General features: G+C 67.5%; 25 protein-coding genes and 5 pseudogenes. 10 read left to right on the top strand and 20 right to left on the bottom strand.

What is annotated here, in order from left to right; all coding sequences use genetic code 11:
- Positions 1 to 93 precede the first annotated feature (93 nt).
- From G4G31_RS16610 to G4G31_RS16595, 4 genes and pseudogenes are all read left to right on the top strand, one after another.
- Positions 94 to 927 (top strand): ABC transporter substrate-binding protein, encoded by an 834-nt coding sequence (locus G4G31_RS16610; protein ID WP_182988587.1) that lies wholly within the window; start codon positions 94 to 96, stop codon positions 925 to 927.
- 30 nt (positions 928 to 957) lie between these two features.
- Positions 958 to 1,654, top strand: a pseudogene (locus G4G31_RS16605) (amino acid ABC transporter permease).
- Between the two features lie 2 nt (positions 1,655 to 1,656).
- Positions 1,657 to 2,352, top strand: a complete 696-nt coding sequence (locus G4G31_RS16600; RefSeq protein WP_182988586.1) for an amino acid ABC transporter permease — start codon at positions 1,657 to 1,659, stop codon at positions 2,350 to 2,352.
- A 23-nt stretch (positions 2,353 to 2,375) separates the two neighbouring features.
- Positions 2,376 to 3,104: an amino acid ABC transporter ATP-binding protein gene (locus G4G31_RS16595; RefSeq protein WP_182988585.1), complete on the top strand. Its 729-nt coding sequence runs from the start codon at positions 2,376 to 2,378 to the stop codon at positions 3,102 to 3,104.
- A gap of 11 nt (positions 3,105 to 3,115) precedes the next feature.
- On the opposite strand, the gene xth is transcribed toward G4G31_RS16595, so the two are convergent.
- Positions 3,116 to 3,892 carry an exodeoxyribonuclease III gene (xth, locus tag G4G31_RS16590; RefSeq protein ID WP_182988584.1) on the bottom strand — a complete coding sequence of 259 codons (777 nt, stop codon included), beginning with the start codon at positions 3,890 to 3,892 and terminating at the stop codon, positions 3,116 to 3,118.
- 210 nt (positions 3,893 to 4,102) lie between these two features.
- Between xth and G4G31_RS16585 the strand changes: the two genes are divergently transcribed.
- A complete protein-coding gene (locus tag G4G31_RS16585; protein WP_182988583.1) occupies positions 4,103 to 4,615 on the top strand; it encodes a hypothetical protein in 513 nt (170 codons plus the stop codon).
- A 158-nt stretch (positions 4,616 to 4,773) separates the two neighbouring features.
- Positions 4,774 to 5,160, top strand: a complete 387-nt coding sequence (locus G4G31_RS16580) for a hypothetical protein (RefSeq protein WP_182988582.1) — start codon at positions 4,774 to 4,776, stop codon at positions 5,158 to 5,160.
- A 42-nt stretch (positions 5,161 to 5,202) separates the two neighbouring features.
- On the opposite strand, the gene G4G31_RS26500 is transcribed toward G4G31_RS16580, so the two are convergent.
- The 7 genes and pseudogenes from G4G31_RS26500 to G4G31_RS16555 form a co-directional block, all read right to left on the bottom strand.
- Positions 5,203 to 5,877 carry a metallophosphoesterase gene (locus G4G31_RS26500; protein ID WP_229425057.1) on the bottom strand — a complete coding sequence of 225 codons (675 nt, stop codon included), beginning with the start codon at positions 5,875 to 5,877 and terminating at the stop codon, positions 5,203 to 5,205.
- A gap of 288 nt (positions 5,878 to 6,165) precedes the next feature.
- Positions 6,166 to 6,372, bottom strand: a complete 207-nt coding sequence (locus G4G31_RS26495) for a hypothetical protein (protein WP_229425056.1) — start codon at positions 6,370 to 6,372, stop codon at positions 6,166 to 6,168.
- 195 nt (positions 6,373 to 6,567) lie between these two features.
- Positions 6,568 to 7,545 (bottom strand): MYG1 family protein, encoded by a 978-nt coding sequence (locus G4G31_RS16570; RefSeq protein WP_182988581.1) that lies wholly within the window; start codon positions 7,543 to 7,545, stop codon positions 6,568 to 6,570.
- Positions 7,546 to 7,657: 112 nt separating this feature from the next.
- A pseudogene (locus G4G31_RS16565) lies at positions 7,658 to 8,625 on the bottom strand (alpha/beta fold hydrolase).
- Entirely contained in the window at positions 8,622 to 8,843 is a 222-nt protein-coding gene (locus tag G4G31_RS26490; protein ID WP_229425055.1) for a hypothetical protein, read from the bottom strand. The pseudogene G4G31_RS16565 and the gene G4G31_RS26490 overlap by 4 nt, the downstream one beginning before the upstream one ends.
- Before the next feature lie 69 nt (positions 8,844 to 8,912).
- Positions 8,913 to 9,430: pseudogene (locus G4G31_RS26485) on the bottom strand (SDR family NAD(P)-dependent oxidoreductase).
- Positions 9,427 to 10,937 (bottom strand): annotated as a pseudogene (locus G4G31_RS16555) (flavin-containing monooxygenase). Before G4G31_RS16555 ends, G4G31_RS26485 begins: the two co-directional pseudogenes overlap by 4 nt.
- A gap of 181 nt (positions 10,938 to 11,118) precedes the next feature.
- Between G4G31_RS16555 and G4G31_RS16550 the strand changes: the two are divergent.
- Genes G4G31_RS16550 through G4G31_RS16540 form a run of 3 tightly spaced genes read left to right on the top strand, consistent with a single transcriptional unit; the run spans position 11,119 to position 14,143 of the window.
- The gene (locus tag G4G31_RS16550) at positions 11,119 to 11,754 is read left to right on the top strand and encodes a TetR family transcriptional regulator (RefSeq protein ID WP_308621609.1); all 636 of its coding nucleotides are present in this window, start codon (positions 11,119 to 11,121) and stop codon (positions 11,752 to 11,754) included.
- Positions 11,755 to 11,792: 38 nt separating this feature from the next.
- Complete coding sequence (locus G4G31_RS16545) at positions 11,793 to 13,754, top strand: PAS domain S-box protein (RefSeq protein ID WP_182988580.1); 1,962 nt, start codon at positions 11,793 to 11,795, stop codon at positions 13,752 to 13,754.
- Positions 13,748 to 14,143, top strand: a complete 396-nt coding sequence (locus G4G31_RS16540; RefSeq protein WP_182988579.1) for a sensor histidine kinase KdpD — start codon at positions 13,748 to 13,750, stop codon at positions 14,141 to 14,143. Before G4G31_RS16545 ends, G4G31_RS16540 begins: the two co-directional genes overlap by 7 nt.
- Before the next feature lie 157 nt (positions 14,144 to 14,300).
- Here the strand turns inward: G4G31_RS16540 and G4G31_RS16535 are convergent, their stop codons facing one another.
- From G4G31_RS16535 to G4G31_RS16505, 7 genes are all read right to left on the bottom strand, one after another.
- Positions 14,301 to 14,552 carry a response regulator gene (locus G4G31_RS16535; RefSeq protein WP_182988578.1) on the bottom strand — a complete coding sequence of 84 codons (252 nt, stop codon included), beginning with the start codon at positions 14,550 to 14,552 and terminating at the stop codon, positions 14,301 to 14,303.
- Positions 14,553 to 14,653: 101 nt separating this feature from the next.
- Complete coding sequence (locus tag G4G31_RS16530) at positions 14,654 to 15,520, bottom strand: sensor histidine kinase KdpD (protein ID WP_182988577.1); 867 nt, start codon at positions 15,518 to 15,520, stop codon at positions 14,654 to 14,656.
- Positions 15,484 to 15,729 carry a PAS domain-containing protein gene (locus G4G31_RS16525; RefSeq protein ID WP_182988576.1) on the bottom strand — a complete coding sequence of 82 codons (246 nt, stop codon included), beginning with the start codon at positions 15,727 to 15,729 and terminating at the stop codon, positions 15,484 to 15,486. Before G4G31_RS16525 ends, G4G31_RS16530 begins: the two co-directional genes overlap by 37 nt.
- A 4-nt stretch (positions 15,730 to 15,733) precedes the next feature.
- The gene (locus G4G31_RS16520; RefSeq protein ID WP_229425054.1) at positions 15,734 to 16,378 is read right to left on the bottom strand and encodes a response regulator; all 645 of its coding nucleotides are present in this window, start codon (positions 16,376 to 16,378) and stop codon (positions 15,734 to 15,736) included.
- Positions 16,365 to 16,538, bottom strand: coding sequence for a hypothetical protein (locus G4G31_RS16515; RefSeq protein WP_182988575.1), 174 nt, complete (start codon positions 16,536 to 16,538; stop codon positions 16,365 to 16,367). The genes G4G31_RS16520 and G4G31_RS16515 overlap by 14 nt, the downstream gene beginning before the upstream one ends.
- A gap of 26 nt (positions 16,539 to 16,564) precedes the next feature.
- Positions 16,565 to 17,527 (bottom strand): hybrid sensor histidine kinase/response regulator, encoded by a 963-nt coding sequence (locus tag G4G31_RS16510; RefSeq protein ID WP_182988574.1) that lies wholly within the window; start codon positions 17,525 to 17,527, stop codon positions 16,565 to 16,567.
- A gap of 182 nt (positions 17,528 to 17,709) precedes the next feature.
- Positions 17,710 to 19,278, bottom strand: a complete 1,569-nt coding sequence (locus G4G31_RS16505; RefSeq protein WP_182988573.1) for a PAS domain-containing protein — start codon at positions 19,276 to 19,278, stop codon at positions 17,710 to 17,712.
- Between the two features lie 374 nt (positions 19,279 to 19,652).
- Between G4G31_RS16505 and G4G31_RS16500 the strand changes: the two genes are divergently transcribed.
- Positions 19,653 to 20,141 (top strand): hypothetical protein, encoded by a 489-nt coding sequence (locus G4G31_RS16500; protein ID WP_182988572.1) that lies wholly within the window; start codon positions 19,653 to 19,655, stop codon positions 20,139 to 20,141.
- 169 nt (positions 20,142 to 20,310) lie between these two features.
- Here the strand turns inward: G4G31_RS16500 and kefC are convergent.
- The 5 genes and pseudogenes from kefC to G4G31_RS16475 all read right to left on the bottom strand — a co-directional run bounded on the left by kefC (position 20,311) and on the right by G4G31_RS16475 (position 25,183).
- Positions 20,311 to 22,106, bottom strand: a pseudogene (kefC, locus tag G4G31_RS16495) (glutathione-regulated potassium-efflux system protein KefC).
- Entirely contained in the window at positions 22,096 to 22,665 is a 570-nt protein-coding gene (locus G4G31_RS16490; protein ID WP_182988571.1) for an NAD(P)H-dependent oxidoreductase, read from the bottom strand. The pseudogene kefC and the gene G4G31_RS16490 overlap by 11 nt, the downstream one beginning before the upstream one ends.
- 144 nt (positions 22,666 to 22,809) lie before the next feature.
- Positions 22,810 to 23,358: an outer membrane beta-barrel protein gene (locus tag G4G31_RS16485; RefSeq protein WP_182988570.1), complete on the bottom strand. Its 549-nt coding sequence runs from the start codon at positions 23,356 to 23,358 to the stop codon at positions 22,810 to 22,812.
- A gap of 302 nt (positions 23,359 to 23,660) precedes the next feature.
- The gene (locus G4G31_RS16480; protein ID WP_182988569.1) at positions 23,661 to 24,212 is read right to left on the bottom strand and encodes an outer membrane beta-barrel protein; all 552 of its coding nucleotides are present in this window, start codon (positions 24,210 to 24,212) and stop codon (positions 23,661 to 23,663) included.
- Positions 24,213 to 24,637: 425 nt separating this feature from the next.
- Complete coding sequence (locus G4G31_RS16475; RefSeq protein ID WP_182988568.1) at positions 24,638 to 25,183, bottom strand: outer membrane beta-barrel protein; 546 nt, start codon at positions 25,181 to 25,183, stop codon at positions 24,638 to 24,640.
- Positions 25,184 to 25,198 lie beyond the last annotated feature (15 nt).

Below are 25,198 nucleotides of genomic sequence, written 5' to 3'. Positions count from 1 at the left end.
GCAGCGAATGTTCATATGGGAATTCAGTCGTTCTTGCATGAAAGCACATGCCATATACTCCACGGCTCGCATACGTCCCTGTTGGAGAAGCACATGTCATCCCGCCGCACCGTTCTCGCCTGCGCCCTCGCGCTGTCCGTCCAGTTTGCCTTTGCCGGCGCCGCCCGGGCCGACCAGCTGGCCGATATCAGGAAGAAGGGCGAGATCGTCTTCGGCGTGCTCGGCACCGATGAGCCGAACAGCTTCATCGATCCGAAGACGCGCGAACTGGTCGGCTACGAGATCGATATCGCCAAAGCAGTGGCGAAAAAGATCGGCGTCAAGCCGGTCTTCAAGCAGATGTCGGTAGCCGCGCGCATTCCCGAGCTGCAGCAGGGCCATGTCGATGTGCTGGCGGCCACGCTGACCCATAACAAGGAGCGCGAGTCCCAGGTCGATTTCGCGCTGACCCATTTCGTCACCGGCTCGAAAGTCATGGTGCGCGCCGCCAGCGGCGTGAACGCGCTGCCTCAGCTGGCCGGCAAGAAGGTTGTCACCGTGCGCGGCGGCACCCAGGAATCGAACATCCGCGCGGCCGTGCCGACGGCCACCATCGTCACCTTCGAGAATACCCAGCAGGCCTTCCAGGCCCTGCAGCAGGGCAAGGGCATCGCCTATGTGAACGACGAGTCCTCGCTGCTGGCCGACTACGGCAAGCTCGGCCCGAATGCGAAGAATTTCGTCATCCTGCCGAACAGCATCGGTGTCGAGTCGATCGCGCTCGGCCTGCGCAAGGGCGAAAAAAGCCTGAAGGCGGTGGTTGACGCCACCCTGCGCGAACTGGAAAGCTCGGGTGCGGCCACTACCCTGTTCAACAAATGGTATGGCCCGGGTACCCGCCCGAACATCGCCAGGCGCGCCTTCGCGATCAGCACCGACAAGATCTGACGCCCAGCCAAGCCTGCCGAGTAACAGCCGTTGACGTTTTTCGACCCCGCCATCCTGCAGTCCGGCCAGTACCATGACTGGCTGCTGCAAGGCTTCTTCCTATCCCTCCAACTGCTTGCCGCCAGCTTCGTGCTGGCGCTGCCGCTGGCGCGCCGCGCTCGCGCTGATGCGCACGTCGCAGAGCCGCGCGCTGCGCGCCATCGGCGCGTCGGTGGTGGAGGGCGTCCGCAACGTGCCGCTGCTGGCACACCTGCTGTTCTGGTATTTCGCCTTTCCCGAGCTGCTGCCCGAGCCGGTGAAGATGGCGCTCTACGACAGCAATCCCGAAGCCATCTGCGCCACCATCGCCCTGGCGCTCTACAGCGGGGTGCACATGGCCGAGGATATTCGCAGTGGCATCCGCGCCGTCCCCGCCGCGCAGCTGGAAGCGGCCCGCTCGCTGGGCCTGGGCCGCTTCGCCAGCGTGCGCCTGGTGCTGATGCCGCAGGCGATCCGCATCGCCGTGCCGCCGCTGCTGTCGCAAACGGTGAATTTGTGGAAGGACACCAGCGTCGCCACCGTCATTGGCGCGGCCGAGATGATGTACCAGGCCGCGCGCGTGGAGACGGCGACCTTCCGCAGCGCCGAGGCTTTCACGTTTGCCACGCTCGCTTACCTGACGGTGTCGCTGCTGATTTCGCTGGCCGCGCAGCTGTATGCGCGCCGCTTCCCGGTCAGGACGGTGTGAAGATGATTGAACTGATCCAGGATTACTGGCTGTATTTCCTCATCGGGCAGTATCCGAACGGGCCGCTCGGCGGCTTGACGCTGACCGTGCTGCTCTCAGGCGCGGCGCTGCTCCTCGCCATGCCGCTCGGCCTCCTGCTGGGCGTGGCGCGCGTCAGTCCATGGCGCGCCGTGCGCTGGCCGGTTGCGGCGCTGGTGCAGGTCGTACGTGCGCTGCCGCTGCTGCTGGTGGTGTTCTGGGCCTACTTCTTCCTGCCGGCCGTCACGGGTGTGAAAACCGGGCAGGTCACGACCATGCTCATGACGCTGGTGCTGTTCGACGCCGTCTACCTCGCCGAAATCGTCGCGGCCGGCATCCGTTCGCTGCCGAAAGGACAGATGGAAAGCGCGCGTTCGCTGGGCCTGGGCTATGGCGCCGCACTGCGCCTGGTGGTGCTGCCGCAGGCGCTGCGCCACGTGCTGCCGTCGCTCGTCAGCCAGCTGGTGGCCACGATCAAGGCCACCTCGCTGGGCTATATCATCGGCTTGTCGGAAGTCTCCTTCATTGCCACCCAGGTCAACACGCTGGTATTCACCAAGGCGGTGGAGGTCTACCTGGTGCTGGCCCTGACCTACTTCGTGCTGTGCTTTGGCCTGTCGCGCCTGGCCTTCCTGCTCGAGCGGCGCCTGGGCAGCCGCGCCGCACCCGCTTTACATTGACTATGACACCAGAGACTGACACGATGATTGCCCTCACGGGCGTGAACAAGTGGTACGGCGATTACCACGCGCTGAGGGACGTCACCGGGCGCGTTGCGAAGAACGAGGTGGTGGTCGTGTGCGGCCCCTCCGGTTCGGGCAAGTCGACCCTGATCCGTACCCTGAACCGCCTCGAGGAAATCGACGACGGGCGCATCGAGGTCGACGGGCGCGGCATCCACGGCCGCGGGGTCGACGTCAACGCGCTGCGCGCCGGCATCGGCTTCGTGTTCCAGCACTTCAACCTGTTTCCGCACCTGACGGCGCTGGAGAACTGCACCCTTGCTCCCGTGAGCCTGAAGCGCGCCGGCAAGGGGCAAGCCCGTGCCGACGCCATGGAATTGCTGGAGCAGGTGGGCCTGGTCCACAAGGCGGGCGCCTATCCGCACGAGCTGTCGGGCGGGCAGCAACAGCGCGTGGCCATCGCGCGCGCGCTGGCGATGCGCCCGCCGGTCATGCTGTTCGACGAGCCCACCAGCGCGCTCGACCCGGAAATGGTGGGCGAGGTGCTGCAGGTGATGCGCCGCCTGGCGCACGGGGGCATGACGATGGTGTGCGTGACCCACGAGATGGGCTTTGCGCGCGACGTGGCCGACCGCGTCTGGTTCATGAGCGAGGGGCGCATCCCGGAGACGGGCACGCCCGACGCTTTCTTCGGCAATCCGACGCACCCGCGCGCGCAGCAGTTCCTGGCCGATCGCAGCGGGCGCTGAGCCGGGTCTGCCTACAGGTCCAGTTCCACCCAGGTCGGCGCGTGGTCGCTCGGCTTTTCGCGGCCGCGCACGTCGCGGTCGACGCCGGCGCTGCGCAGGGCCGGCGCCAGCGCAGGGCTGAGCAGCAGGTGGTCGATGCGCAGGCCGGCATTGCGGCCGTAGGCATCGCGGAAGTAATCCCAGAAGGTGTAGATCACTTCGTCCGGATGGGTGGCGCGCAGCGCGTCCGTCCAGCCAGCCACGGCCAGCAGGCGCTCGAAGGCGGCGCGCGACTCGGGCCGAAACAGGGCATCCGTCACCCAGCGCTCGGGTTTGTACGCATCGCGCTCGGTCGGGATGACGTTGTAGTCGCCGGCCAGCACGACCGGCGCACCGGTCTCGACCAGCTGGGCGGCGCGCGCAATGAAGCGCTCGAACCAGGCCAGCTTGTAGTCGAACTTCGGGCCCGGCGCCGGATTCCCGTTCGGTAGATACAGGCAGGCAATGACCACTTCCCCGACCACGGCCTCCAGGTAGCGGCTCTGCTCGTCGCTGTCGTCGCCCGGCAGGCCACGCGTGACCTCGACCGGTTCGGTGCCGCGCGCCAGGATCGCCACCCCGTTCCAGCTTTTTTGCCCCTGCCAGATCGCCCCGTAGCCGGCGGCATTGATCTCGGCCAGCGGGAAGCGCTCCTGCGGCGCCTTCAATTCCTGCAGGCAGGCCACGTCCGGCCGGGTCTCTTCCAGCCATTGCAACAGGGCGCCGAGCCGGCTGCCGATGCCATTCACGTTGAAAGTGGCGACACGCATGGTTTCTCCAATCGATGAGCTTGCAGGTTTTGTAACGCAGCCTGTCCGATGGCGGCGCACGGCTAGGAAAATGCACGTGCGCAGCATCTTTTGTTACCGCGAATAAATGTATCTTGGTTGCGACACGGCTGAGTGATTGTGCGCGAGGATTTTTGCAAAATAGATACTATTTGATCTTCATCAAACCCACCATCAATACCGGAGAAACACATGTTCAAATCTTCCCTGCGCGCGTACGTCGCCCCAGCCATCGCTTCCCTGTTGCTGGCCGCCTCGGCTACCGCATCGGCAGGCGAATGGGTACTGGAGCCGCTCGATGTCGAGGGCGTGCTCGTCGAAGCCGTAGGACCCGCCAGCCGCTGCCTGTCGCAGTTCGGCGGCACCATCAGCGGCCATGGCGAGAGCAAGCTGATGGGCGGCAAGGTTGTCTTCATCGCGACCGACTGCATCACGCCGATCCCGCCACTGTTTAACTTCAGCAATGGCAAGTTCATCGTCATGACCACCAGCGGCGACCAGATCTTCGCCAACTACAGCGGCCAGATGGTGCCGACCGGCGAAGGCACCAAGTATGTGTTCTCGGGCGCCACCTTCCAGATCACCGGCGGCACCGGCAAGTTCGCGAAATCGACCGGCGGCGGCCTGCTGACCGGCGGCGAAGACATGGCCACCGGCACCGGCACCATCAAGCTGTCGGGCCGCGCCCTGTACTTCAAGAAGTAATCGGCGCGGGCTGTGTGCCCGGCCGAGCGATAGCGGTGCCATCAGGCGCCGCTTTTTTTGCCCGTGCGCCGAGTCCTACAGCGGCGTCGCCGGTGTGCCTATTGCGGCGTCGTGCCAGAAAGCTATCATCGCCCACACCATTGAACGAGGAGATGAACATGTCCACGAGTACCGACAAGAAGGATGTCAGCGGCCGATCCTGGGACCAGATCACGAAGAACGGCACCAGCAGTGCCGGCAGCATGGGGGTAGGCGGAACCGGCGACAGCGGCAAGCTGGACCGGGGCGACGCCAGCCAGCAGTCCGCCACCCGTACCGACGACCTGCTCGACGACGGCTCGGCGCAGGAAGGGGACCAGCAGGGTTACGCCGGCACGATGGGCGGCCAGGTGCAGACTGGCATGGAAGGCATCGGCAAGGGCGCCGGCAACCGCCAGTCCGCGGGGCAATCCGGCGGCCTGAACCAGCAGGGCGCTGGCGGCATGCGCAGCACCGAGACCGATCGCGACGAGGGCAACTCGGCACGTGAGGACGGCAACCGCTGACGACACCCGGGCTGGCGCGCCCAGGCAGCGCCGGCCCGGGCTTCAGGGCATGGTGCGGCGACGAAGTCCGGGACTATCCCTCAGTGCGGCGCGCGCAAGGTCAGCTTGACGATCTCGCCCGGCCGCCACAGGCGCATGCGCGGCCCCCCAACTGCCGGCGCCGCGGCTGATCACGAGCGTCATGTCGCCCACGAGGTGCCGCCCCACGACTTGCGGGAAGCGCTGCGCCACGAGATAGTTGAAGGGCCAGACCTGGCCGCCGTGGGTGTGCCCGGACAGCATCAGGCCGACGCCGTGCGCGGCAGCTTCCCGTATCACCGCGTCGGCCGGAATATGCGACAGCAGGATGGTGGCGCCGCTGGCAGCGCCGCTGGCCACGTCGGGCAGCGGCTGCGCCAGCGTGCGCACGAGGCCGGCGGTGACGTCGCCCCCGGCATGCATCGTGCGGCCGATATCGTCGATGCCGGCCAGGCGCAGCCCCGGTACCAGCGTCACCGCCTCGTCGCGCAGCCAGTGCACGCCGCCGGCCTTGAACTCGGCCATCGTGGTGGCGGCATCGCCGTAGTATTCGTGGTTGCCCGTCACGGCCCAGACGCCCCGTGGCGCGGTGATCCCGTGCAGCACCTCGGCCAGGCGCGCTTCGCCCAGCGGTGCATCGTCGACCTGGTCGCCCAGCAGCAGCACCGCCGAAGGCTGCAGCGCGTTGACCTGCGCCACGCGCGCCTGCATCCAGCCTGAGCGGCGCTGCGCGCCCGTGCAGATCCGACAGCGCCACCAGCACCGTGCCGTCGAGCCCGAGCGGCAAATCCTTCATCACCACCTCGTATTCGACCACGGCAGGCGCGCGCACGGCCTGGTAGATGGCGAATCCGCTCAGCACCACGCCCGCCAGCGCCGCACCGCCCAGCAGGTGCGAAACGCGCGTGCGCCACCAGAGGCCGAAGCCGGTCGCCAGGTCGACCACCAGCAGGCACAGGGTCATCAGGAACAGGATGCCCAGCCAGGTCAGCGCGAACTGCCCCGGCAGCCAACGCCAGTCGATGGCGCCCGCGCCCGGTGGATGCCCGCCAGGTAGACCAGCCAGACGGCGAGGGCGGCCAGCCACCAACTCCCCGGCGCGACGTTGGCGCGCACAAACGCAATGCGCTGCAGCCGGTGCGCCACATAGAAATGCATCAGGGTACCGACGATGTTGAGGACGATGGAGAACATGGGAACAGGGCGGTCAGCGCAAGGGGGAGGTCGACGGAAAGTGGCCGGCGCACGCGTGCGGCGGCCGCTGCGGCACCGATCTTAACTCATCCGGGATTCCCGTGTCGGCATGGACGGGCGGCGCGGCATTGCCGGGCGGCCCGTCCATGCGGGATCCTGCTGGCGCGCCAGGCCACGCCGCCCGGGCGCGCCCGCTCAGCGCGCCAGCGCCTCGGCCAGCGTGGTCGCGCCCGAGTCGACCGCATCGAGCGCCTGGCGCGCCAGGGTGCGGATGCCTTCGTAGGATTTGGCGGCCGCGATGAAGCGGCCGTTGTGGCAGAAGGTCGCGTCCGGCACGCCGGTGACCGCGGCCAGGTCGGCGTCGCGCAAACCGGCCCGTGGCTCGGGCAGGTCGGCACGCGCCTCGAAACTTTCAGCGCTGACCGGCACCGTGTGGATCAGGTAGCGGCTTTCGGCGATGCTGTGGCTGATCACGAACAGCACCTTCGGCATTTCCTTGCGCACGACGGCGGTCCAGGGCAGGGCGGCGTTCTTGAGGAACAGGACGCGGCCGCCTTCGAGGGGCTCGGCGCCGCGCACCTGGTCGAGCGCGAGGATGGCGCCGACGCGGTATTTCACCGAATTGACGATGATGTCGGTGAGCAGGGTCATCGCCTTCCTGAACTGGCCGAGGCGGTAGGCTTCCGTCGGCTCGCCATGGCCCAGGCGTTCTTCGTCGAGCCAGTTCGGGTTGAAGCCCGAAACGACGGCCGAGAGTCCATAGCCGCCGGGAGCGTTCTTGGCCGCGCCGACGTCGGACAAATCGAGGTACTGGACGATGTCGGCGTCGATGGCATAGGCAATCTGCTGGGCTGTCTCCGGGCTCAGCGTGGTGCCCGCGTGGCTGCTTGCGAGCGCAGCGACGCAGCGCGCCCCGTACTCGCGCCAGACCAGGCCGGCGCTGGCGTAGGGCACGCCGCTCGGGCGCGCGCCTGCAAAGCCCTTCTGGTGATGGTCGAAGCGGCCCGTGGCCGGGTCCCAGATGCCGCCGACGTCGATGGCGAAGTCGGCCGACCCGATGATGGCGGGGTCGCGTGTGCGCACGATCTCGCAGTCGGGAAACAGGATGGCCAGTACCGCGACCGCCCAGGCATCATCCGCATGGAACTTGCCTCCATGAGTTACTACCAGCATACGTGCTCCAATATCAGATTGCCGGGTGCGGCACCGTGCCGTGCCCATCGCCTACGATAGCATCCGCGGCGCGCTTGCGACGCGCGCCAGTCCGGCTGGCGGGGAAAGTGGCTCAGTGGCCAGCCGCGACCGGGACGGAACCGGCGACGCGGGCAACGAAGTCGGCCGTGTGCTCCGGCTGGGTCACCGGCAGCATATGGCCGCCTTCGACCAGTTCCAGCCGCGCACCGGGAATCTTCTCGGCGAGCGCCTGGCCATTCTTGCGCCAGTCGAGGATGGCGTCCTGGCGGCCGTAGAGCACCGCCACCGGCAGCGCCAGTTCGCCATAGCGCGCCTCAAGCTGCGGCAGGCGCAGCGTATCGCTTGCATGTCGCTCGACGCTGCCAGAAAGGCGCGCGGACGCAGGCCCAGCAGGCCGCCGCCCTTGACGGCGAAGTCGCGCGGCGCCGCTTCCGGGGAAAACACGGCGGCCAACACCTTCTTGCTGCCGGCAATCGAGGCTGGGGTGGCCAGGGTCCAGGCGAACAGGCTGCGCAGCCATCCGGTCTCGATCGTCAGGGCGCGGAACGCTGCCGGCGCCGTTTCGGGCGCGTGCGACAGCGGCGCCACCAGCGCCAGCGCGCCGACCGACGCCGGATGCTCGAGCGCCAGCGCCAGCGCGATCGCGCCGCCCAGCGAGTGGCCGGCAACGACCGGACGCACCAGCTTCAGCTGGGCAATGAGGGCGGCCAGCGCCGCGGCCTGGGCCGAGACGTCGGCGCCGGCACCGGGGCCCCGCAGCGAGTGGCCCGAGCCCGGGCGGTCGACCACGATCACGCGGAAATGCGCGGCCAGTTGCTGCGCCACGCCGTAGTCGAAGTGGGCACCCTGGCCGCCCAGCCCGTGCACCAGCAGGATCGCCGGGCGGTCGGCGTCAGTCTCGCCCAGTTCGCGAACGTGCAGGCGCGCGCCCGGCACCTCGACGAAGCGCCCGCGCGGCGGCAGGAAGCCTTCGATGCGGCGTGCGGTGCGGGCGCTGAAGAAGGCCAGGCCCAGCAAGATCAACAGGGTCAGGCCGAGGGCAAACAGGAGTACGTTCATCGGGAAGCGGCTTTCTTGAGTAGGCGCCAGTAGTGCACGGGCGCCAGGCGTTCGAGGAGGGAGACGATTTTGGCGTCGGTGCCGACGAGGATGCGCGCGGCGCGCGCCTCGATGCCGCGGGCGATGATTTCTCCGGCGGCCTCGGGTGGCAACCGCAGCAGTCGCTCGGCCAGGCGGCGTCCGCGTTCGACATCTTCAAGCGGGGTGCCAGCGGGCACCGGGCGCTGCGCGCGATCGCCGTGGTCACGCCGCCCGGATGGACGACGCTGACGCCGACGGTGCTGCCTTCAAGCTCGTGGCGCAGCGCGTTGGAAAAAAGCGCGCACCGCGAACTTGCTGCTCGAATAGGCCACCTGGCCCGGCGGCGAGACGATGCCATAGATGCTCGACACGTTGACGATGCGGGCCTCGTCGCTGGCGCGCAGCAGCGGCGGGAAGGCGCGCGTCATGCGCACCACGCCGCCGAAATTGATCTCCATGAGCCAGTCGAAATCGGCCTCGCTCACCTGTTCGAAGCTGCCGCCCGGGCGACGCCGGCATTGTTGACCAGGACGTCGAGGCGCTTGTGGGCGGCGTGGATGGCGGGCGGCAGGGCGCGCACGGCCTCGCGGTCGGCCACGTCCAGCACATGGGTGGTCACGCGCACGCCCCGGGTGCCGAGCATCCAGGCACTCTCCTCCAGGCCGGCGGCGTCGATGTCGCATAGCGCCAGGTGGCAGCCGCGGCGGGCGAGGGCGACGGCGGTGGCGCGGCCGATGCCGCTGCCGGCACCGGTGACCGGGGCGACACGGTTCGTGAGGTTCACGGCATGCCTCCTTTCGCACCGAAGCGCATGACGCCGTCGGCAATCCGCCCGAAGCGGATGGTGAACATGTCTTGCAGGTAGTTCTGGTAGACCTGCCAGGGCCGGCGCGAACCCTGCTTCGGCAGCAGGCTTGCCGCCCGCTGCACGTAGCCCGAGGTGAAGCTGAGGAAGGGTTCCGGCTGCACGCCCGCTTCGCGCCGCACCACGGCGATGTCCACGCGATGCTTGTCCATGTACTTCAGCAGGCGGCAGACGTAGCCGGCCGTCAGGTCGGCCTTCAGGGTCCAGGAAGCGTTCGTGTAGCCAAAGGTCATGACGCTGTTGGGCATGTCGCTCAGCATCATGCCCTTGTACGACATGGCGGCACTTGGGTCGAAGGGCAGGCCGTCGACCGTGATCGTCGCGCCGCCCAGCACTCTCAGCGACAGGCCGGTTGCCAGCACCACCACGTCGGCTTCGAGCACGCGCCCCGAAGCGAGCACGATGCCGCTTTCATTGAAGCGGGCGATGTGGTCGGTCACGACTTCAGCCTGGCCGCGGCGAATCGCCCGGAACAGGTCGCCGTCCGGTACCACGCAGACGCGCTGGTCCCAGGGCTTGTAGCTTGGGGTGAAATGGGTGGCGACATCGAAGTCGGGCCCCAGCTGGTGGCGCGCCATCTCGACGATCTTCTTCTTCGCCAGCTCCGGTTTGCTGCGGGCGAGGCGGTACAGCAGCATGCTTTCCAGGATCACGCGCCAGCGCGTGGCCCAGTAGGCCAGTTTCGGCGGCAGGTGCCGCTGCAGGCGCTGCGCAAAACGGTATTCCGACGGGCGCGCCACCACATAGGTGGGCGTACGCTGGAGCATCGTCACGTGTGCGCCCTGTGCGGCCATCGCCGGCACCAGCGTGACGGCGGTGGCGCCGCTGCCGATCACGACCACGCGCTTGCCGGCGTAGTCCAGGTCCCCGGGCCAGAACTGCGGCTGCACGATGCGTCCGCGGTAAGCCTCTTCACCCTCGAAACGCGGCCGGTAGGCCTGGTCGTAGTCGTAGTAGCCGCTGCACATGTGGAGAAAACGGGTACGCAGCCGGCGCGTTTCGCCGCTCGGACCATGCTCGGCGTCGACCGTCCAGCAGGCATCTGCGCTCGACCAGGCCACGCGCACCACCTTGTGGTGGAAGCGGATGTGCGGCTCGATGCCGTGGCTGGCGGCGGTCTCGCGGATGTAGGCGCGGATCGCCGGGCCGTCGGCGATGGCTTTCGCGTCCAGCCGGGGCTTGAAGCCGTAGCCGAGCGTGTACATGTCGGAGTCGGAGCGGATGCCGGGGTAGCGGAACAGGTCCCGGTGCCGCCGATGGCGCCGCGCGCCTCGAGGATGGCGTAGCGCTTGCCGGGGCAGCGTTCCTGCAGCATGGCCGCGGCGCCGATGCCCGACAGCCCGGCGCCGACGATCAGCACGTCGAGGGGCGCGTCGTGATGCAATCCGGCCTGGGTCGCAGTGCCGGAGGATTGCGGGGTCAACATGGTGTCTCGAATTGTATTTTTAATGAAGTGACACTGTACATTGTCACTTTCTGACTGACAAGCAAATGTGTCAAAATGGGGCCATGACTCCTGACACACCTGTTGCGCGCGCCTACCGCGGCGTCTCCCCGAGGAGCGCCGTGCCCAGCGCCGCGCCCGGCTGATCGCCGCCGCGCTGGCCGTGTATGGCGCACGCGGCTATCGCCAGGCCACCGTCAAGGCCGTGTGCGAAGCGGCAGGGCTGACCGAACGCTATTTCTATGAGTCTTTCGACAACAGCGAAGCGCTGCTGGTCACCTGCTTCAATACCGTCACCTATGGCGTCTTCGGCGAGATCACCGCGGCAGCGCGGGCCGCGGGCCGCGGCCGCGTGGCCCGCGCCCGCGCCATGCTCGCGGCCTACTTCGCGGCGCTGCAGCGCGATCCGGCTTCGGCGCGCGTCTTCCTGGTCGAGATCCGCGGCGTGAGCCGGGAAGTGGACAGGGCCTTCGACGCGGCCTTGCGGGCGATCGGCGCCGCCGTCGCGCGCGAGCTTGCCGCACCGGCAAGGGGGGACGGACGCGCCTGGCCCGCCGGCGAGCCCCGCCGACTCCCTGCTGCAGGCCGGCGTGGTCGGCGGTGTCATGCACATTGCCCTGCACTGGATCGACGACGGCTACCAGCCGCCGCTGGCCGAGGTCACCGAAACCGCGCTGCGCCCGGGCATGGTGCTTGCCCGGCCATCGCCGGCGGCGGGGAGGGCGCCGGCATGAGCGGCCGGGCACGCCTTCATTCCACATGCGCCCGGGTGCGCCGGTGGCGCGCTCCCCCGTGCTAGGGGTGCAATTGTTGGTCAAAAAGCAATATGAGGGTGACTTGTACAGCAAACTGAACAAATTCCTGCCAGGCGGCCTCGCCACCCAGCTCGCCCTGGCGTTCTCGCTGCTGTCGATCGTCCTGACGGTGGCGCTGGTCACGCTCGTCGAGCGGCGCGCGATCCTGGACGCCGAGAACGCGATCGGCCAGGGTCTCGCCGACCTGGCCGCCCAGACCTCCGACAAGCTCGAGCGCGGCATGTTCGAGCGCTACCGCGAAGTGGCGCTGATGGCCGCGCAGCCCGCGCTCACCGACCCGAACACCGACGGCGCCGCCACATCACGCGCGCTGGCGCGCGTGCAGCAGAGCTACAGCTACTACGAATGGATCGGCGTGGTCGGCGTCGACGGCAAGGTGCGCGCTACCGGCAACGGCCTGCTGGTCGGCGCGGATGTGTCGGCACGCCCGTGGTTCCGCGAAGGCTTGCTCGACGGCTATGTCGGCGACGTCCACGAGGCGGTGCTGCTGGCCAGGCTGCTGCCGACCCAGGCCGAGCCGCGCCGCTTCGTCGACCTGTCCTTTCCCTTCGCTGATGCGAGCGGCAAGATCCGCGGCGTGCTCGGCACCCACCTGTCGTGGAACTGGGCGCGCGAAGTCGAGCGTTCGGTGGTGGGTTCGGTCGCGCGCCGCAGCCCGGTCGATACCCTGATCCTCGACCGCACCGGGCGCGTGCTGCTGGGACCGTCGAACCTGCTCGATCGCCGCCTCACCCGGGGCAGCCTGTACCGCGCCGCCACCGAGCGCCAGGGCGGGTTCGTGCTCGAGCGCTGGCGCGACGGGCGCGACTACGTGGTCGGCTACCACCGGGGCAATGGCTATGCCAATTACCGCGGACTGGGCTGGACCGTGCTGGTGCGCCAGGACGTCGACAGCGCCTATGCGCCGGTGCGCGCCATGCGCCGCTACATGCTCTGGTGCGGGGTCGCCCTGGCGCTGGTGTTTTCGCTGGCCGGCGTGGCGCTGGCGCGCCGCATCACGCGCCCGCTCGAGCGCCTGGCCAGCGCGGCCAGCGCGCTCAAGGACGGGGCGGCGCCGCTGGTGCCGCAGGCCGGCGGCTATGCCGAGGTGCGCGCGCTGCGCGAGTCGCTCAACACCACGGTGACGGACCTCGAGGCGCGCCGCAGCCAGTTGCAGCAACTGAACGGCACGCTCGAGGTGCTGGTCGAGGCGCGCACCCACGAACTGCGCGGCGCCCCGGAGAAAGTGCAGGCCAGCGAAGCGCGCATCCGCGCCATCGTCGACGCCTCGCAGGATGCCTTCATCGCCGCCGACCTCGAGGGCCGCATCAAGGAATGGAACAGCCAGGCCGAAGCCCTGCTGGGCTGGCGCCGCCACGAGGCGATCGGGCATGACCTGGTGGAATTGATGCTGCCGGAACGCTTCCGCCCGCCTGAATCGGCGCCCATGCTGGCGTTCGTGGAAAACGGGCAGCAGGGCATGCTGGGCGAGCGTATCGAGCGCGTCGTCACCGACCGCCACGGCCTGGAAATTCCGGTGGAAATGAGCACCAGCCTGACCGGGGCGGGCGCGGCGGCGGTCTTCAGCATCTTCCTGCGCGATATCACCGAACGCAAACGGATCGACCAGATGAAGAACGAGTTCGTCGGCACCGTCTCGCACGAATTGCGCACGCCGCTGACCTCGATCCGCGCCTCGCTGGCGCTGCTCGCCGAGGGCGCGCTGGGCCAGTTGCCGCTCGATGTGCAGGAGGTGATCGAGATCTGCAACGCCAACTGCCTGCGCCTGAACCGCCTCGTTGACGACATGCTCGACATCCAGAAGATCGAGGCCGGCATGATGTCTTTCGCGCCGCGCACCCAGCTCCTGCTGCCGCTGGCACGCGAAGCAATGCGCACCATGCGCGCGATGGCCACGGCGCGCCAGGTCGAACTGGTGCTCGATGCCGGCGCCGACCCCGGGCTGGCGGCCACCTTCGACGCCGACCGCATGACCCAGTGCTGACGAATCTGCTGTCGAACGCGATCAAGGTGGCGCCGCCGGGCAGCGCGGTGATGCTGTTCCCCGGCACCGCTCGAGGGGTGGTGCGCGCCTGTCGGTGTCCGACCGCGGCCCCGGCATCGCGCCGGACCAGCGCGAGCGCGTATTCAAACCCTTTGTCCAGATCGGTCCCGCAGGACGGGCGCAGCGGCGGCACCGGCCTGGGCCTGGCGATCTGCAAGCGCATCGTCGAGGAGCACGGCGGCGGCATCGCGATCGGCGACGCGCCCGGTGGCGGCGCCGTCTTCCACGTCACGCTGCCGCGGGCACCGGGGCGCTACAACGAGGCGGTGGCCGCGCCCGCGCTGGCGCCACGCATTGCCCGGGGGCGTAGCCGCCCCTGGCGGGTCTAAGTACTCGACCAAAAATAAATGTGTTTTTGGCTTCCATAACCGGCGCGTTGCTGCGTTGGCTCGTGCTTGCAGTGCTCGCACTGCGGCGCGCTCGCCGCCGCCTTGCACCGCATCCGGTTCTGTTTGCCAAAATTCACATTTATTTCCGGTCGAGTACTTAGGTCATCAGTTCGGCGGCGGCCGCCAGCAGGTCGCGCGGGCTGAACGGCTTGAGCATGTAGCGGTCGGCGCCGGCGGCCATGCCGGCCGCGATATCGGCCTGCTGGCCGTGGGCCGACAGCAGCATGATGCGGATCTCCCGCGTTGCCGGATCCGACTTGAGCGCCCGGCATAGCTCCAGGCCGCTCTCGGTGCCGAGCGAGACGTCGAGCACGATCAGGCGCGGCCGGTCGCTGCGCACCTTGTCCATCGTTTCCCCACCGATCCGGCGGTCTCGACCCGTCCCAGTGCCGGAGGCTCAGGCGGATCAGGAGGCGCAGTTCGCGCTGGTCGTCCACGACCAGGATGGCATCACCCATGGTGCAAGGCTCCGGCAAGGGGCAGGCGCACCGTGACGGCGGTGCCGCGGCCCGGGTTCGACTCGACCTCGATGCTTCCGCCATGCAGGTCGATGATCTCCTTGAAGATCGCCATGCCCAGGCCGGTGCCGGGGCCGTGCGCATGCGGGCCCCGGTAGAACGCTTCGAACAGCCGCTCGCGCTCGTCAAGGCTCATGCCGCGTCCCGCGTCCGCCACCCGCACGGCAACCGCGCCGGTGTCGAGCCAGGCACTGACAGTGATCGGCGTGGGCGGGTCCGAGTAGGCGATGCTGTTGGCGAGGACGTTGGCGAACGCCTGTTGCAGGCGGTGCGCGTCGGCGGCGACGGGCGGCAGGCCCGGTGCGAGTTCGAGGCGGATGCGCCCGTTCTGGCCGAGCGGCGCGACGCTGCCCAGTGCCCGGGTCAGGACGCCCTCGATCGGTTCGGCCGCGCAGCGGAGCAGATGGCGCCCGCCGGCCTCGATGCGCGCCAGGTCGAGCACCCGGGTGACGACGGTCGAGAGCAGGCCTGCCTGGGCATGCACGATCTCGAGCAGTTCGCGCGCGCTGGCCTGGTCGAAGTCGCGTTTGATGAGCAGTTCGGAAAAGCCGACGATGCTCGCCAGCGGCGTGCGCAGCTCGTGCGAGGCCAGCTGGAAGGTCTTGTGGCGGCGCTCGCCGGCGGCGCGGTCGCGCCAGGCCGCTTCGATCGCCGGCGCGGCATCGCGCAGCAGCAGCAGGGCCAGGCGCCGTTCGCCCCCGACCGTCATCATGCTGGCCGCCAGTTCCAGCGGAAAGCTGGTGCCGTCGGGGCGGCGCCCGTTCAGCTGGCGCCGCAGCAGGGGGCCGGCGGCCGCCACCTCGGCCGAGCCGGGCAGGGCCTCGACGGCCAGTTCCTGCGCCTGCCGTCCGGCCAGCTCGGCCGGGTCGAGCCGAACAGGGCGCCCGCGGCGCGGTTCGCGAGCAGCACCCGTCCGTCGGCCCCAAGGACGAGCAGACTGTCGGAGAGCGCGTCGAACAGGGCCGGCGGTAGCAGCGCTACGTCGGTGGGCAGCAGCGGGTCAGGCATGGCGCTAGCGTGGCCCGGCGTCAGGCCGCAACGGGCGCGCCGGCGAGGGCATGCTCGACCGCCGCGCGCAGCTGGGTGAAGGGCACGGGCTTGGGGAGACCGGGATTTCGCGGGGCAGGCCCATCGATTCGATCGTCGGACGGTCCAGGCCGCTGACGACGATGATGGCCATCTCGGCGCAGGCGGGATCGGCGCGCAGCGTGCGGATCATGCGAAAGCCGTCCATGCCGGGCATGGAAAGGTCGCTCACCAGGATGTCCGGGCGCTGTTCGCCGATGCGCAGCAGCGCCTCGAAGCCGTCGTGCGCCTTCAGCACCGTCACCGGCAGGCCCCAGCCGGCGATCTCGAGCTCGTAGAGGCGCAGCATGGTGCGGTCGTCGTCGACCAGCAGCAGCTTGCGCGGCCCCCTGGCGGGGCCGGTCGGCGGGGCCACCGTGGCCTGGCGACGCGCCTCGACCAGGCGGTTGACCGACGCGATCGTGATGCGGCGGTGCCCGCCCGCGGTCTTCCATGCCTGCAGCGCGCCGTTTTCGACCCACAGCTGGACGGTGCGGTGCGACACGCCCAGCAGGCGCGCGGCGTCTTTGGTGGAGCAGAACTCGGCGGCGTTGTAGGCCAGGTCCTGTTTGTCGTCGTCAGTTTTTCGCATAATCTTCAACTTCTGGTTCGTCGGCCTGGACGCTTCGGTGATGGCCGGCTGTGCCCGCGAGGGGGGAAAGCGTGATCTCGGCATCGATGGCGGCCCGCAGCGCCGCCAGTTCGACCGGTTTCACGAAATGGTGGTCGAAACCCGCGCCGTGGGCCAGCACCTTGTCCCGTGCCTGGCCATAGCCGGTCAGCGCGACGAAGCACGCCGGGCGCTGGCCTGGGCGGTGCGCAGGCGGCGCACCAGTTCGTAACCGTCGATGTCGGGCAGGCCGATGTCGAGGATGAATATCTCGGGCCAGTCGCCGTCGGCCAGCAGCAGCGCTTCGCGCGAACTGCCGGCGCAGGCGACGGCATGGCCAAGTTCGCCGAGCACCGCGGCCAGCGATGCGGCGGCGTCGACATTGTCGTCGACGATCAGTACCCGGCGTGCCACGGCTGCTGCCCGTGCGGCAGGCGCGCCAGCGGGCAGCGCGCCGGACGCGGGGGAGGCCGACGTGCCGGCCAGGGTCAGGCTGAAGGTGCTGCCCTGGCCAAGGCCGGGGCTGCTGGCCTCGACGGCGCCGCCGTGCAGTTGCACCAGGCTGCGCACCAGCGCCAGGCCCAGTCCCAATCCGCCCTGCGAGCGGTCGGGCGTGCGCTCGGCCTGGGTGAACAGGTCGAACACGTGCGGCAGCATGTCGGGCGCGATGCCGATGCCGCTGTCGCGCACGGCGACGGTGACGCTGGCGTCGCCGTTGGCGGTGACGACCAGCGCGATGCGCCCGCCGGGGGGCGTGTACTTGGCGGCGTTGTTGAGCAGGTTCGACAGCACCTGCACCAGGCGCGTGCGGTCGCCGTCCACGATCAGGCCGCTGCCGTCGAAGGCGACGGACAGCTGGTGGCCGCGAGCGTCGATCAGCGGGCGCGCCTGCTCGATTGCGCCGCGCACCACCGTACCCAGGTCGAGGGGCACGCGTTCGAGCGCAACCAGGCCGCGCGTGACCCGGGAAACGTCGAGCAGGTCGTCGACCAGGGCCGTCATGTGGCGTACCTGGCGGGTGATCACCTCGCTCGACTGGCGTACCCGCGCCGCATCCAGGCCGGCCATGGCCGGGAGCTGGGCGGCATTGCTGATCGGCGCGAGCGGATTGCGCAGCTCGTGCGCCAGCATCGCCGAACTCGTCCTTGCGGCGCGCGGCGGCGCGCAGTTCCTCTTCGCTCGCCCTCTGGTCGTGGATGTCCGTCAGCGTGCCCATCCAGTGGGTGACGGGGCCGCCATCGAGCGCAAAGGGCAGGGCGTGGCTGATGACCCAGCGGTAGCCGCCATCGCGGTGCGCCAGCCGGTGCTCGAGTTCAAAGGGGCTGGTGTCGCGTGAAGCTCTCGCGCCAGCGCCCGAGCAATTCAGGCAGGTCGTCGGGATGGACCAGCGCGCGCCAGCCGTTGCGCGCGTCGCCCAGTCGCTCGAGGCCGGTAAATTCATGCCAGCGCCGGTTCACGTACTGGTCGCGGCCGTCGACGCCCGACGACCAGACCATTTGCGGCATCAGGTTGGTGATGTTGCGGAATTTCTGTTCGCTGGCCTGGAGCGCGCGTTCGGCCGCGACCTGGGCGGTGACGTCCATGTTGGCGGCGACGGCGCCGGCCACCAGGCCATGCTCGTCGCGCAGGGCTTGCGCCCGCACCAGGATGGTCTTGCGCACGCCCGGCCGGCCGAAGGGTTCGATCTCGACCGTCGCCTCGGCGGTGTCGGCACCGGCCAGGGCAAGGGCGAGCGGCCATTCGTGGGCGCCGACGACCTGGCCGGCACGCTCGCTGCCGGTAGGCCACCAGCCGCGCCAGGCGGCATACTCGTCGGTCGCCGCCGGCGCCGGGTGTTCGCCCCAGATCACGCGGTTGGTGGCGTTTGCCGCCAGCAGGCCGCCGGCCGCGTCGACATAGACAATGCCCACAGGGGCGGCGTCGAGCAGGGCGTCGAGGCGGCGCCGGCTCTCGTCGGCGCGGGCCGTAGCGCGCAAGGCGGCGCGCTCGGTGTCGCGCAGGGCCTGTTCGGCGGCCTTGCGCGCGGTGATGTCGACGGCGATGCCGGCGAAGCGGCGCTGGCCGCCGCCGGGGTCGGTGAACACCTTGCCGCGGGCGTTGACCCAGGTGTCGACTCCGCGCTTCTGCGGAATGCGGTATTCGATATCGTAGAGGGTGCCGTCGCGCACGGCCGCCGCGATCGCCGCCACGACGCGCGCGCGGTCGTCAGGATGCACCACGTCGGTAAAGCGCGTCAGCTCGGTGCCACTGCGCGCCAGCGCGGCATCGACCTGGAACAGACGTGCGAAGCGTTCGTCGACCGTCGTCAGGCCGTCGTCCAGCCCATACGACCAGGTGCCGATATTGCCCGAGGCCTCGAGCGAGAGCGCGAGCCGCTCCTCGGCTTCCCTGTGGCGCGCGAGTGCGGTGACCTTGCCGGTCGTCTCGACCACGGTGCAGATCAGGCCGCGGACCTCGCCCGCTTCATCGCGCAGGGGGCTGTAGGAAAACGTGAACCAGGCCGGTTCCGGGAAGCCGTTGCGCTCGAGCGTGGTGGCATAGTCCTCGAAGAAGAAGGACTCGCCCGCGAGCACGCGCCGTGCGTACGAGCCCAGCGTATCCCAGACTTCGTGCCAGACCTCGGAATACGGACGCCCGAGCACATTGTCTTTCTTGCCGAGCATGGGGCGGTAGGGGTCGTTATGGAACAGCGACATTTCCTCGCCCCAGGCCAGGAAGGCCGGAAACGAGGAACTGAGCACGATGCCCAGGCCCGTGCGCAAGGCCGGATCCCAGCCCGACACCGGGCCGAGCGCGTGCGCGGACCAGTCCATGGCCGCGATGCGCGCGCCGACCGCCCCGCCGGTGGCAAGGAATGCGCTGCTGGGATCTCGTTTGTTCACTTAGTATCCGGTGGGAAAACTTGGTATTCTACACATATTAGCGAAATCGCCACGGCGGCGGACTCGCCGCGGCGCCAGTGGCAATGCACCGGCGAAGCGCAGTTTGCCACTCGCACAGGCTATCACTTTTTCCGGATTAATGAGATGGCGCCTGCGGCAACTGCCGACTTGCGCTGCCATTATCGCCGTTTTTGTTGCTGTCAGGATACATTGCGAACTGACGCCCGTGTTTCTACACGGAATGCACTGAATCGCCTCCCTTTTCCGGCTCAACATCATTCGAGTTGATTAAAAGAAACAATGAGTGTTATCCTGATTATCGCTACAAATTCTGTAGCGTTATCGGGTGGAGTGGGTTCTTAACAGGAGAAGTAATGAGGTCAGCAATTTTTCTCGTCGCTGCGGCGGCGGCCGTAGTGCAGCTTGCCGGGTGTTCGTCGAAACTGCCCCCTGCGCAGCAGGAGTTCATGAAGCTGGTTGACCAGATGCAAGACGATTACAGCGAAGCCGATTCCAAGGACAACGCCATTCTTGAAAAGGAAGTCGCCGACAAATACAAGAACGCCATGTATGCGGCCGGACAGGATGTCGTCAAATGGAAGGCGTCCGTGAAAGAGATCGGCGATACCTTCGGCACCCTGGTCGTTGCCCAGCATGGCGACGTGAAATTCAAGATGGTCATGGTGACGGACGAAGGCAAGAAGCTTGCAAGTTCGCTCAAGCGCGGCGACGAAGTCACCTTCAGTGGCAAACTGGGGCACGAGGTGTCCTTTACCTCGTATGGCATGGTCAAAGCGCCTGAATTTGCGTTTACACCAAGCGAAATCGGGAAGGGAGACGATCCCCTGGTAACCCAGCCTTAAGACGATCGGGCGGGTCTGGGCGGTGCAACCGGGCGTGGAAGCGCCCGCGGGACCGCGCCAGGCGTGCCGCGGTCCCGCTGCCGATGCGCTTCCGGCCGAAAGCGCGAGGCGGGGTTGGCCCGTGCGGTGGAGCGGCCGGAGCCCCGGGCAAGGTGCTTTCCAGGTTCGCCTAGTCCCAGCCGCGATCGGTCTCGTTCTCGTAATTCTTCAGATCGCGCGCGAACATCTCGTTGAGCTCATCCCTGGCGCGTTTGGCCATCGACACGTACTGCTCGCGGTCTTTGTAATACGGATAGACGGCGTCGACGCTGGCGCGGTTGTGCTCGCGGAATTTGAGGGTCGCCTGGCGCGCGCGGTAGGCGCCGTAGCCGAGCTGGCGCAGCGTACGGCGGCCCAGCTGCAGGGCCGATTCGAAGGTTTCCCGTTCGATGATGGTCACGCCGCGGTCCATCAGCTGGTAGTAATGGGTGACGTTGCGGGCGCGCGCGAGGATGGGCAAATCGGGGAACTGTTCGCGCACGGCGTCGGCCAGGGCGAGGCTGTCGTCGATGTCGTCGATCGCCAGCACCAGTGCGCGCGCCTTGGCGGCGCCGGCGGCATGCAGCAGGTCGCTCCGGGTGGCGTCGCCATAGAAGACCTTGAAGCCGAAGCGGCGCAGCAGTTCGATCTGGTCGGGATCGTGATCGAGCACGGTCAGCCTGATCCCGTTCGCGCGCAGCAGGCGGCCGACGATCTGGCCGAAACGCCCAAAGCCGGCGACGATCACATGGCCCTCGTTGTCCTCGATGGCATCGGCCTCGCGCCGGTTCTGGCCGCGGTAGCGCGGTTCCAGCAGCTTGTCGTGCAGCAGGAGCAGCAGCGGCGTGGCCACCATCGACAGTGCCACCACCGCGACCAGGACCGATCCCGTCTCCGGCGTGAAGACGCCCGCCGTGCCCGCCGCGCCGAACACGACGAAGGCGAATTCGCCGCCTTGCGAGAGGAGGAAGGCGAACAGCCAGCGCTGGCCGCGCGCGATCCGGCAAACGAAGGACAGCCCGAACAGCACCGCCAGCTTGATCGCCAGGAAAGCGACGACCAGGCCCAGGACCAGCCAGGGGCGCGACAGGAACACCCCGAAGTCGACCGACATCCCGACCGCAATGAAAAACAGCCCCAGCAGCAGACCCTTGAAGGGCTCCAGGTCGGTTTCCAGCGCATGGCGGTATTCCGAGTCGGCCAGTAGCACCCCTGCCATGAAGGCGCCCAGCGCCATCGACATGCCGGCCCACTGCATCAGCAGCGAAATGGCAATCACCAGTAACAGCGCAAAGGCCGTGAAGATCTCGCGCATGCCCGACTTGGCGATGATGCGTAGCGCCGGGCGCACCAGGTAGCGGCCCGCCAGCACGACCCCGACGACCACGCCAAGGAGGCGCAGGGCATCGATGCCGCCGGCGGCGTCGCGCGCGGCCACGCCAAGGACCGGCACGAGCGCAATCATCGGAATGGCCGCGATGTCCCGGAACAGCAGCAGGGCGAACCCGGCCTGGCCGGCGGGCGTGGCCATCAGGTTGCGTTCGCCCGGGTCGCCAGGGCAATGGCGGTTGATGACAGCGACAGCCCGAGCGCGGCCACGAGCGCCACGCGCCAGTCGACGCCTGCCAGCACGGCCGCGCCGAACAGGGCCCCGGCCACCAGCGCTACCTGCGCGCTGCCCCAGCCGAAGATGGGTCCGCGCATGGTCCACAGGCGCTCGGGCTCGAGCTCGAGGCCGATCAGGAAGAGCAGCAGCACGACGCCGAATTCGGAAAAGTGCAGGATGTCTTCCACTTCGCGGATCAGTCCCAGGCCCCAGGGACCGATGGCCATCCCGGCCAGCAGGTAGCCGAGCACGGCCCCCAGTCCCAGCCGCTTGGCGAGCGGCACGGCGAGGACGGCCGCGGCCAGGTAGACGAGGGCGTTGGTCAGCAGGCTATGTTCCATGGGCGGCTCCCGTCCGTGGGGTCCGCAGGAACGCCTGGAGGCGGTCGCGGAAGGCGGCAACGTGGGCATCGATCGCCTGGTCGTCCGTGCTGTTGGTGCCGTGCAGGATGTGCGGCGGCCACCATGTCATCCCGCACAGCAGGGCGGTCTGTTCGAAAGGCGGCAGGAAGTCGGCGAAGGGCCGGCCGTGGCGTTCGCCTGGACCGTAGCTCGCTTCCGGGCTGCCGGTGGTGACGGCCAGCCAGTAGACCTTGCCGCGCAGTGCGGCGGCGCCGGGGCCGTAGGCCCAGCCGGGCAGCAGCACGCTGTCGACCCATTCCTTGAGCAGCGAGGGCATGCTGTACCAGCGGATCGGATGCAGGAACACGACCAGTTCGGCTGCTTCCAGGAGCGCCTGTTCGCGCGCCACGTCGATGAAGAAATCGGGGTAGGTCTCGTACAGGTCGTGCACCAGCACACCGTCGAGCGCTGCGGCAGCCGTGGCCAGCCGGCGGTTGATGCGCGAGCGGTGTGGCGCCGGGTGGGCGTAGATCACGAGGATGCGGGGGGCGGTCGCCATGGGAGCCTGTGCGAAAGTGTTGTGTAATTGTACAGGCGGGGCGCGCGGCACGGCCCGCACCATATTCCGGAAAAAGAAAAACCCGGGCCGCCTGCGCGGTCCGGGTTTCGACAGGCAATCCGGCGCTGCCGGAAGGTCGTGCGCTTAGAAGCCGAACGACACGCCGGCAACGACGGTGGTCAGGTCGCTGACCGGCTTTTGCACTTCCAGGCGGCCGACGATGGCAGGGGTGAAGGAATAGGTCAGGCCGGCGCCGTAGACGACCTTGTTTTCCGAGTACGAATCCGCTTCCGATGCGCTGAAACCGCCCGAACTTGCGGTGACGCGGTACTTGGCTTTCACATGGTTGTAGCCGAGGCGACCGTAGATGCCGAAGCCGCTGCTCAGTGGCAGGGTGCCGATGACGGCAATGCTGGTCTGGTTGAGCTTGACCTTCTCGTTCATGTCGACGTCATAGTAGTCGTCGTAGTACGTGTCGCTGATATCGGCCAGGCGGCGCAGGCCGCCTTCGATGGCGAAGTTCTCGTTGAACTTGTAGCCGGCGAACGCGCCGTAGCCGGTCTCGTTACCGTCGGTATCTTTGGCTTTGGTCGAGGTGACGTCGGCGCCGACGTAGAATTTCGGTGCCTGTTGGGCGAAAGCCGAGGAGGAGGCGATGACGAGTGCCGCAGCAGCTGCGATTTGCTTGAACATTTCTGAATTTCCTAATGCGATTATTTTTAGCGAACGGAGTTATTGCCGTCGCTCATTATTATCGCTCAATTTGGCCAATTTTACAATTCGGCCGCACATATTCGCCCGCTGTGAGCGCTTCAATGGAGAATATCCTCATCGATTCAGGCGCTTGGAATCTCACGCTTTCTAACCGATCGGTCAATTAATCCGCTGAATTGTTAAATCAGTCCGCTGGCGGCAGCGATACGGGAAAAAATAGACCGGAGCTGCATGCCCGCAGTTCCGGGTCGATCGTCGGCCACGGCCATGGCACGACAGGATCAGAAGCTGTAAGCGACGCCGGCGGCAGTCCTGACGATCTCGCTGTGCGGTTTCTGCACTTCGATGCGGGCTGCGATCGTCGGGCTGAAGGCATAGGACAGACCGATACCGTACAGGCCACGCGTGGCCGAGACGGAGCCTGTAATGTCCGTCGTCACTCCATTGATCGTGACGGTGCCGCTGCCCTTGGATTTGAGATGATCGACGCCAAGGCGAGCGTAGGCGCTGATGCCCTTGCCCAAGGGGAGGGTGCCGATGAGCGAGACGTCTGCCTGGTACAGCTTGGAGTGGCCCGAGCTGTGGAAACTGAATGAGTCAGACTCATAGTCGTACGACGTCGTCGTCTTGGCAAGGCGGTGGTAGCCCGCTTCCACCGCGAAGTGCTCGTTGATCCTGTAGCCGCCGAACGCGCCGTAACCGTTTTCATGCGGCACGTCGTCGGACTTGATGGAGCTGAAGTCGGCTCCGGCGTAGAACTGCGGTGCTTGCTGAGCAAGAACCGATGAGGAAGCGATGGCGAACGCCGCCGCAACTGCAAGTTGCTTGTACATTTTCAGGACCTTATTAAAACCTATTATTGTCTTACGAGAATATTTCTGCATTGAACTAATTTCGACCGCTTTTCCATCCCGCGACCGATCGGGGAAACACGTCAGCCCAATCGGCATGGATACCGCCCTTACATTTTCGTGGTATCAAGCAGATATTCGACAGGCCTTGCATGACCACCAGGGCAGACGAGAACACCACTCGGCTATGCTGCTGGAATAAAATGTCGATGGAAGCCGTCGCGAGTCACTCGCTGCCGAGCCGCTTATGCGGCATCCTGTTCCCATTTACGCGATCGTTTGACGGAGCGGGCAGTGCGGAGCGGCGATCGCCCGCTAAACCGCATGAAAAACAAAATCCCGGAATGCCTGCGCATTCCGGGATTCTGCACGGTGCCGGCGCAGCCGGTCACGGTGGAGAATGACGATCAGAAGCCCAGCGCGACGCCGACGGCGATCTTGGTGATGTCGCTGTGCGGCTTTTGCACTTCGAGGCGGCCGGTGACGTTCGGAGCGAAGTCATACGACAGGCCCAGGCCGTACAGGACCTTGTTCTCGTGTTGCGATTCCCGCGCGCTACCGGTCTCGCTACCGATGGTCGCCGTCGCAGTGCTCTTGATTTCCAGGCGGTTGTAGCCCAGGCGGCCGTACAGGTTGAAGCCTTCGCTCAGTGGCAGCGTGCCGATGACGGAGAAGTCGATCTGGTCGAATTTGGCGCTGGCGCGCACGTCGGCATCGAATTCCGGATCGTAGTAGGCCACATCGGCCTTCGCCAGGCGGTGGTAGCCGGCTTCGACTGCGAAGTTCTTGTTGATCTTGTAGCCGAAGAAGCCGCCGAGGCCGGTTTCACGGTCCGCGCCGTCGATCTTGGTCGAGCCGACATCGGCGCCGACATACCACTCCGGGGATTGCTGGGCCAGCGCCGACGAGGAAGCGATAACGAGTGCTGCTGCAACTGCGATTTTCTTGAACATTTTCCAGGAACCTTA

The organism is Massilia sp. Se16.2.3, assembly GCF_014171595.1.
Lineage (GTDB): Bacteria > Pseudomonadota > Gammaproteobacteria > Burkholderiales > Burkholderiaceae_D > Telluria.
Note: the sequence above shows the minus strand (reverse complement) of the source record. Positions and strands in the feature narration are given on the sequence as shown.

Excerpts from the sequence above, each read along its gene's own strand:
- G4G31_RS16595 (WP_182988585.1), top strand. The coding sequence starts at position 2,376 with ATGATTGCCCTCACGGGCGTGAACAAGTGGTACGGCGATTACCACGCG.
- G4G31_RS16500 (WP_182988572.1), top strand. The coding sequence starts at position 19,653 with ATGAGGTCAGCAATTTTTCTCGTCGCTGCGGCGGCGGCCGTAGTGCAG.
- G4G31_RS16480 (WP_182988569.1), bottom strand. The coding sequence starts at position 24,212 with ATGTACAAGCAACTTGCAGTTGCGGCGGCGTTCGCCATCGCTTCCTCA.
- G4G31_RS16475 (WP_182988568.1), bottom strand. The coding sequence starts at position 25,183 with ATGTTCAAGAAAATCGCAGTTGCAGCAGCACTCGTTATCGCTTCCTCG.
- G4G31_RS16600 (WP_182988586.1), top strand. The coding sequence starts at position 1,657 with ATGATTGAACTGATCCAGGATTACTGGCTGTATTTCCTCATCGGGCAG.
- G4G31_RS16610 (WP_182988587.1), top strand. The coding sequence starts at position 94 with ATGTCATCCCGCCGCACCGTTCTCGCCTGCGCCCTCGCGCTGTCCGTC.
- G4G31_RS16570 (WP_182988581.1), bottom strand. The coding sequence starts at position 7,545 with ATGCTGGTAGTAACTCATGGAGGCAAGTTCCATGCGGATGATGCCTGG.
- G4G31_RS16525 (WP_182988576.1), bottom strand. The coding sequence starts at position 15,729 with ATGCCTGACCCGCTGCTGCCCACCGACGTAGCGCTGCTACCGCCGGCC.
- G4G31_RS16485 (WP_182988570.1), bottom strand. The coding sequence starts at position 23,358 with ATGTTCAAGCAAATCGCAGCTGCTGCGGCACTCGTCATCGCCTCCTCC.
- G4G31_RS16490 (WP_182988571.1), bottom strand. The coding sequence starts at position 22,665 with ATGGCGACCGCCCCCCGCATCCTCGTGATCTACGCCCACCCGGCGCCA.
- G4G31_RS16535 (WP_182988578.1), bottom strand. The coding sequence starts at position 14,552 with ATGGACAAGGTGCGCAGCGACCGGCCGCGCCTGATCGTGCTCGACGTC.
- G4G31_RS16520 (WP_229425054.1), bottom strand. The coding sequence starts at position 16,378 with ATGCGAAAAACTGACGACGACAAACAGGACCTGGCCTACAACGCCGCC.
- G4G31_RS16510 (WP_182988574.1), bottom strand. The coding sequence starts at position 17,527 with ATGCTGGCGCACGAGCTGCGCAATCCGCTCGCGCCGATCAGCAATGCC.
- G4G31_RS26495 (WP_229425056.1), bottom strand. The coding sequence starts at position 6,372 with ATGTTCTCCATCGTCCTCAACATCGTCGGTACCCTGATGCATTTCTAT.
- xth (WP_182988584.1), bottom strand. The coding sequence starts at position 3,892 with ATGCGTGTCGCCACTTTCAACGTGAATGGCATCGGCAGCCGGCTCGGC.
- G4G31_RS16585 (WP_182988583.1), top strand. The coding sequence starts at position 4,103 with ATGTTCAAATCTTCCCTGCGCGCGTACGTCGCCCCAGCCATCGCTTCC.
- G4G31_RS16580 (WP_182988582.1), top strand. The coding sequence starts at position 4,774 with ATGTCCACGAGTACCGACAAGAAGGATGTCAGCGGCCGATCCTGGGAC.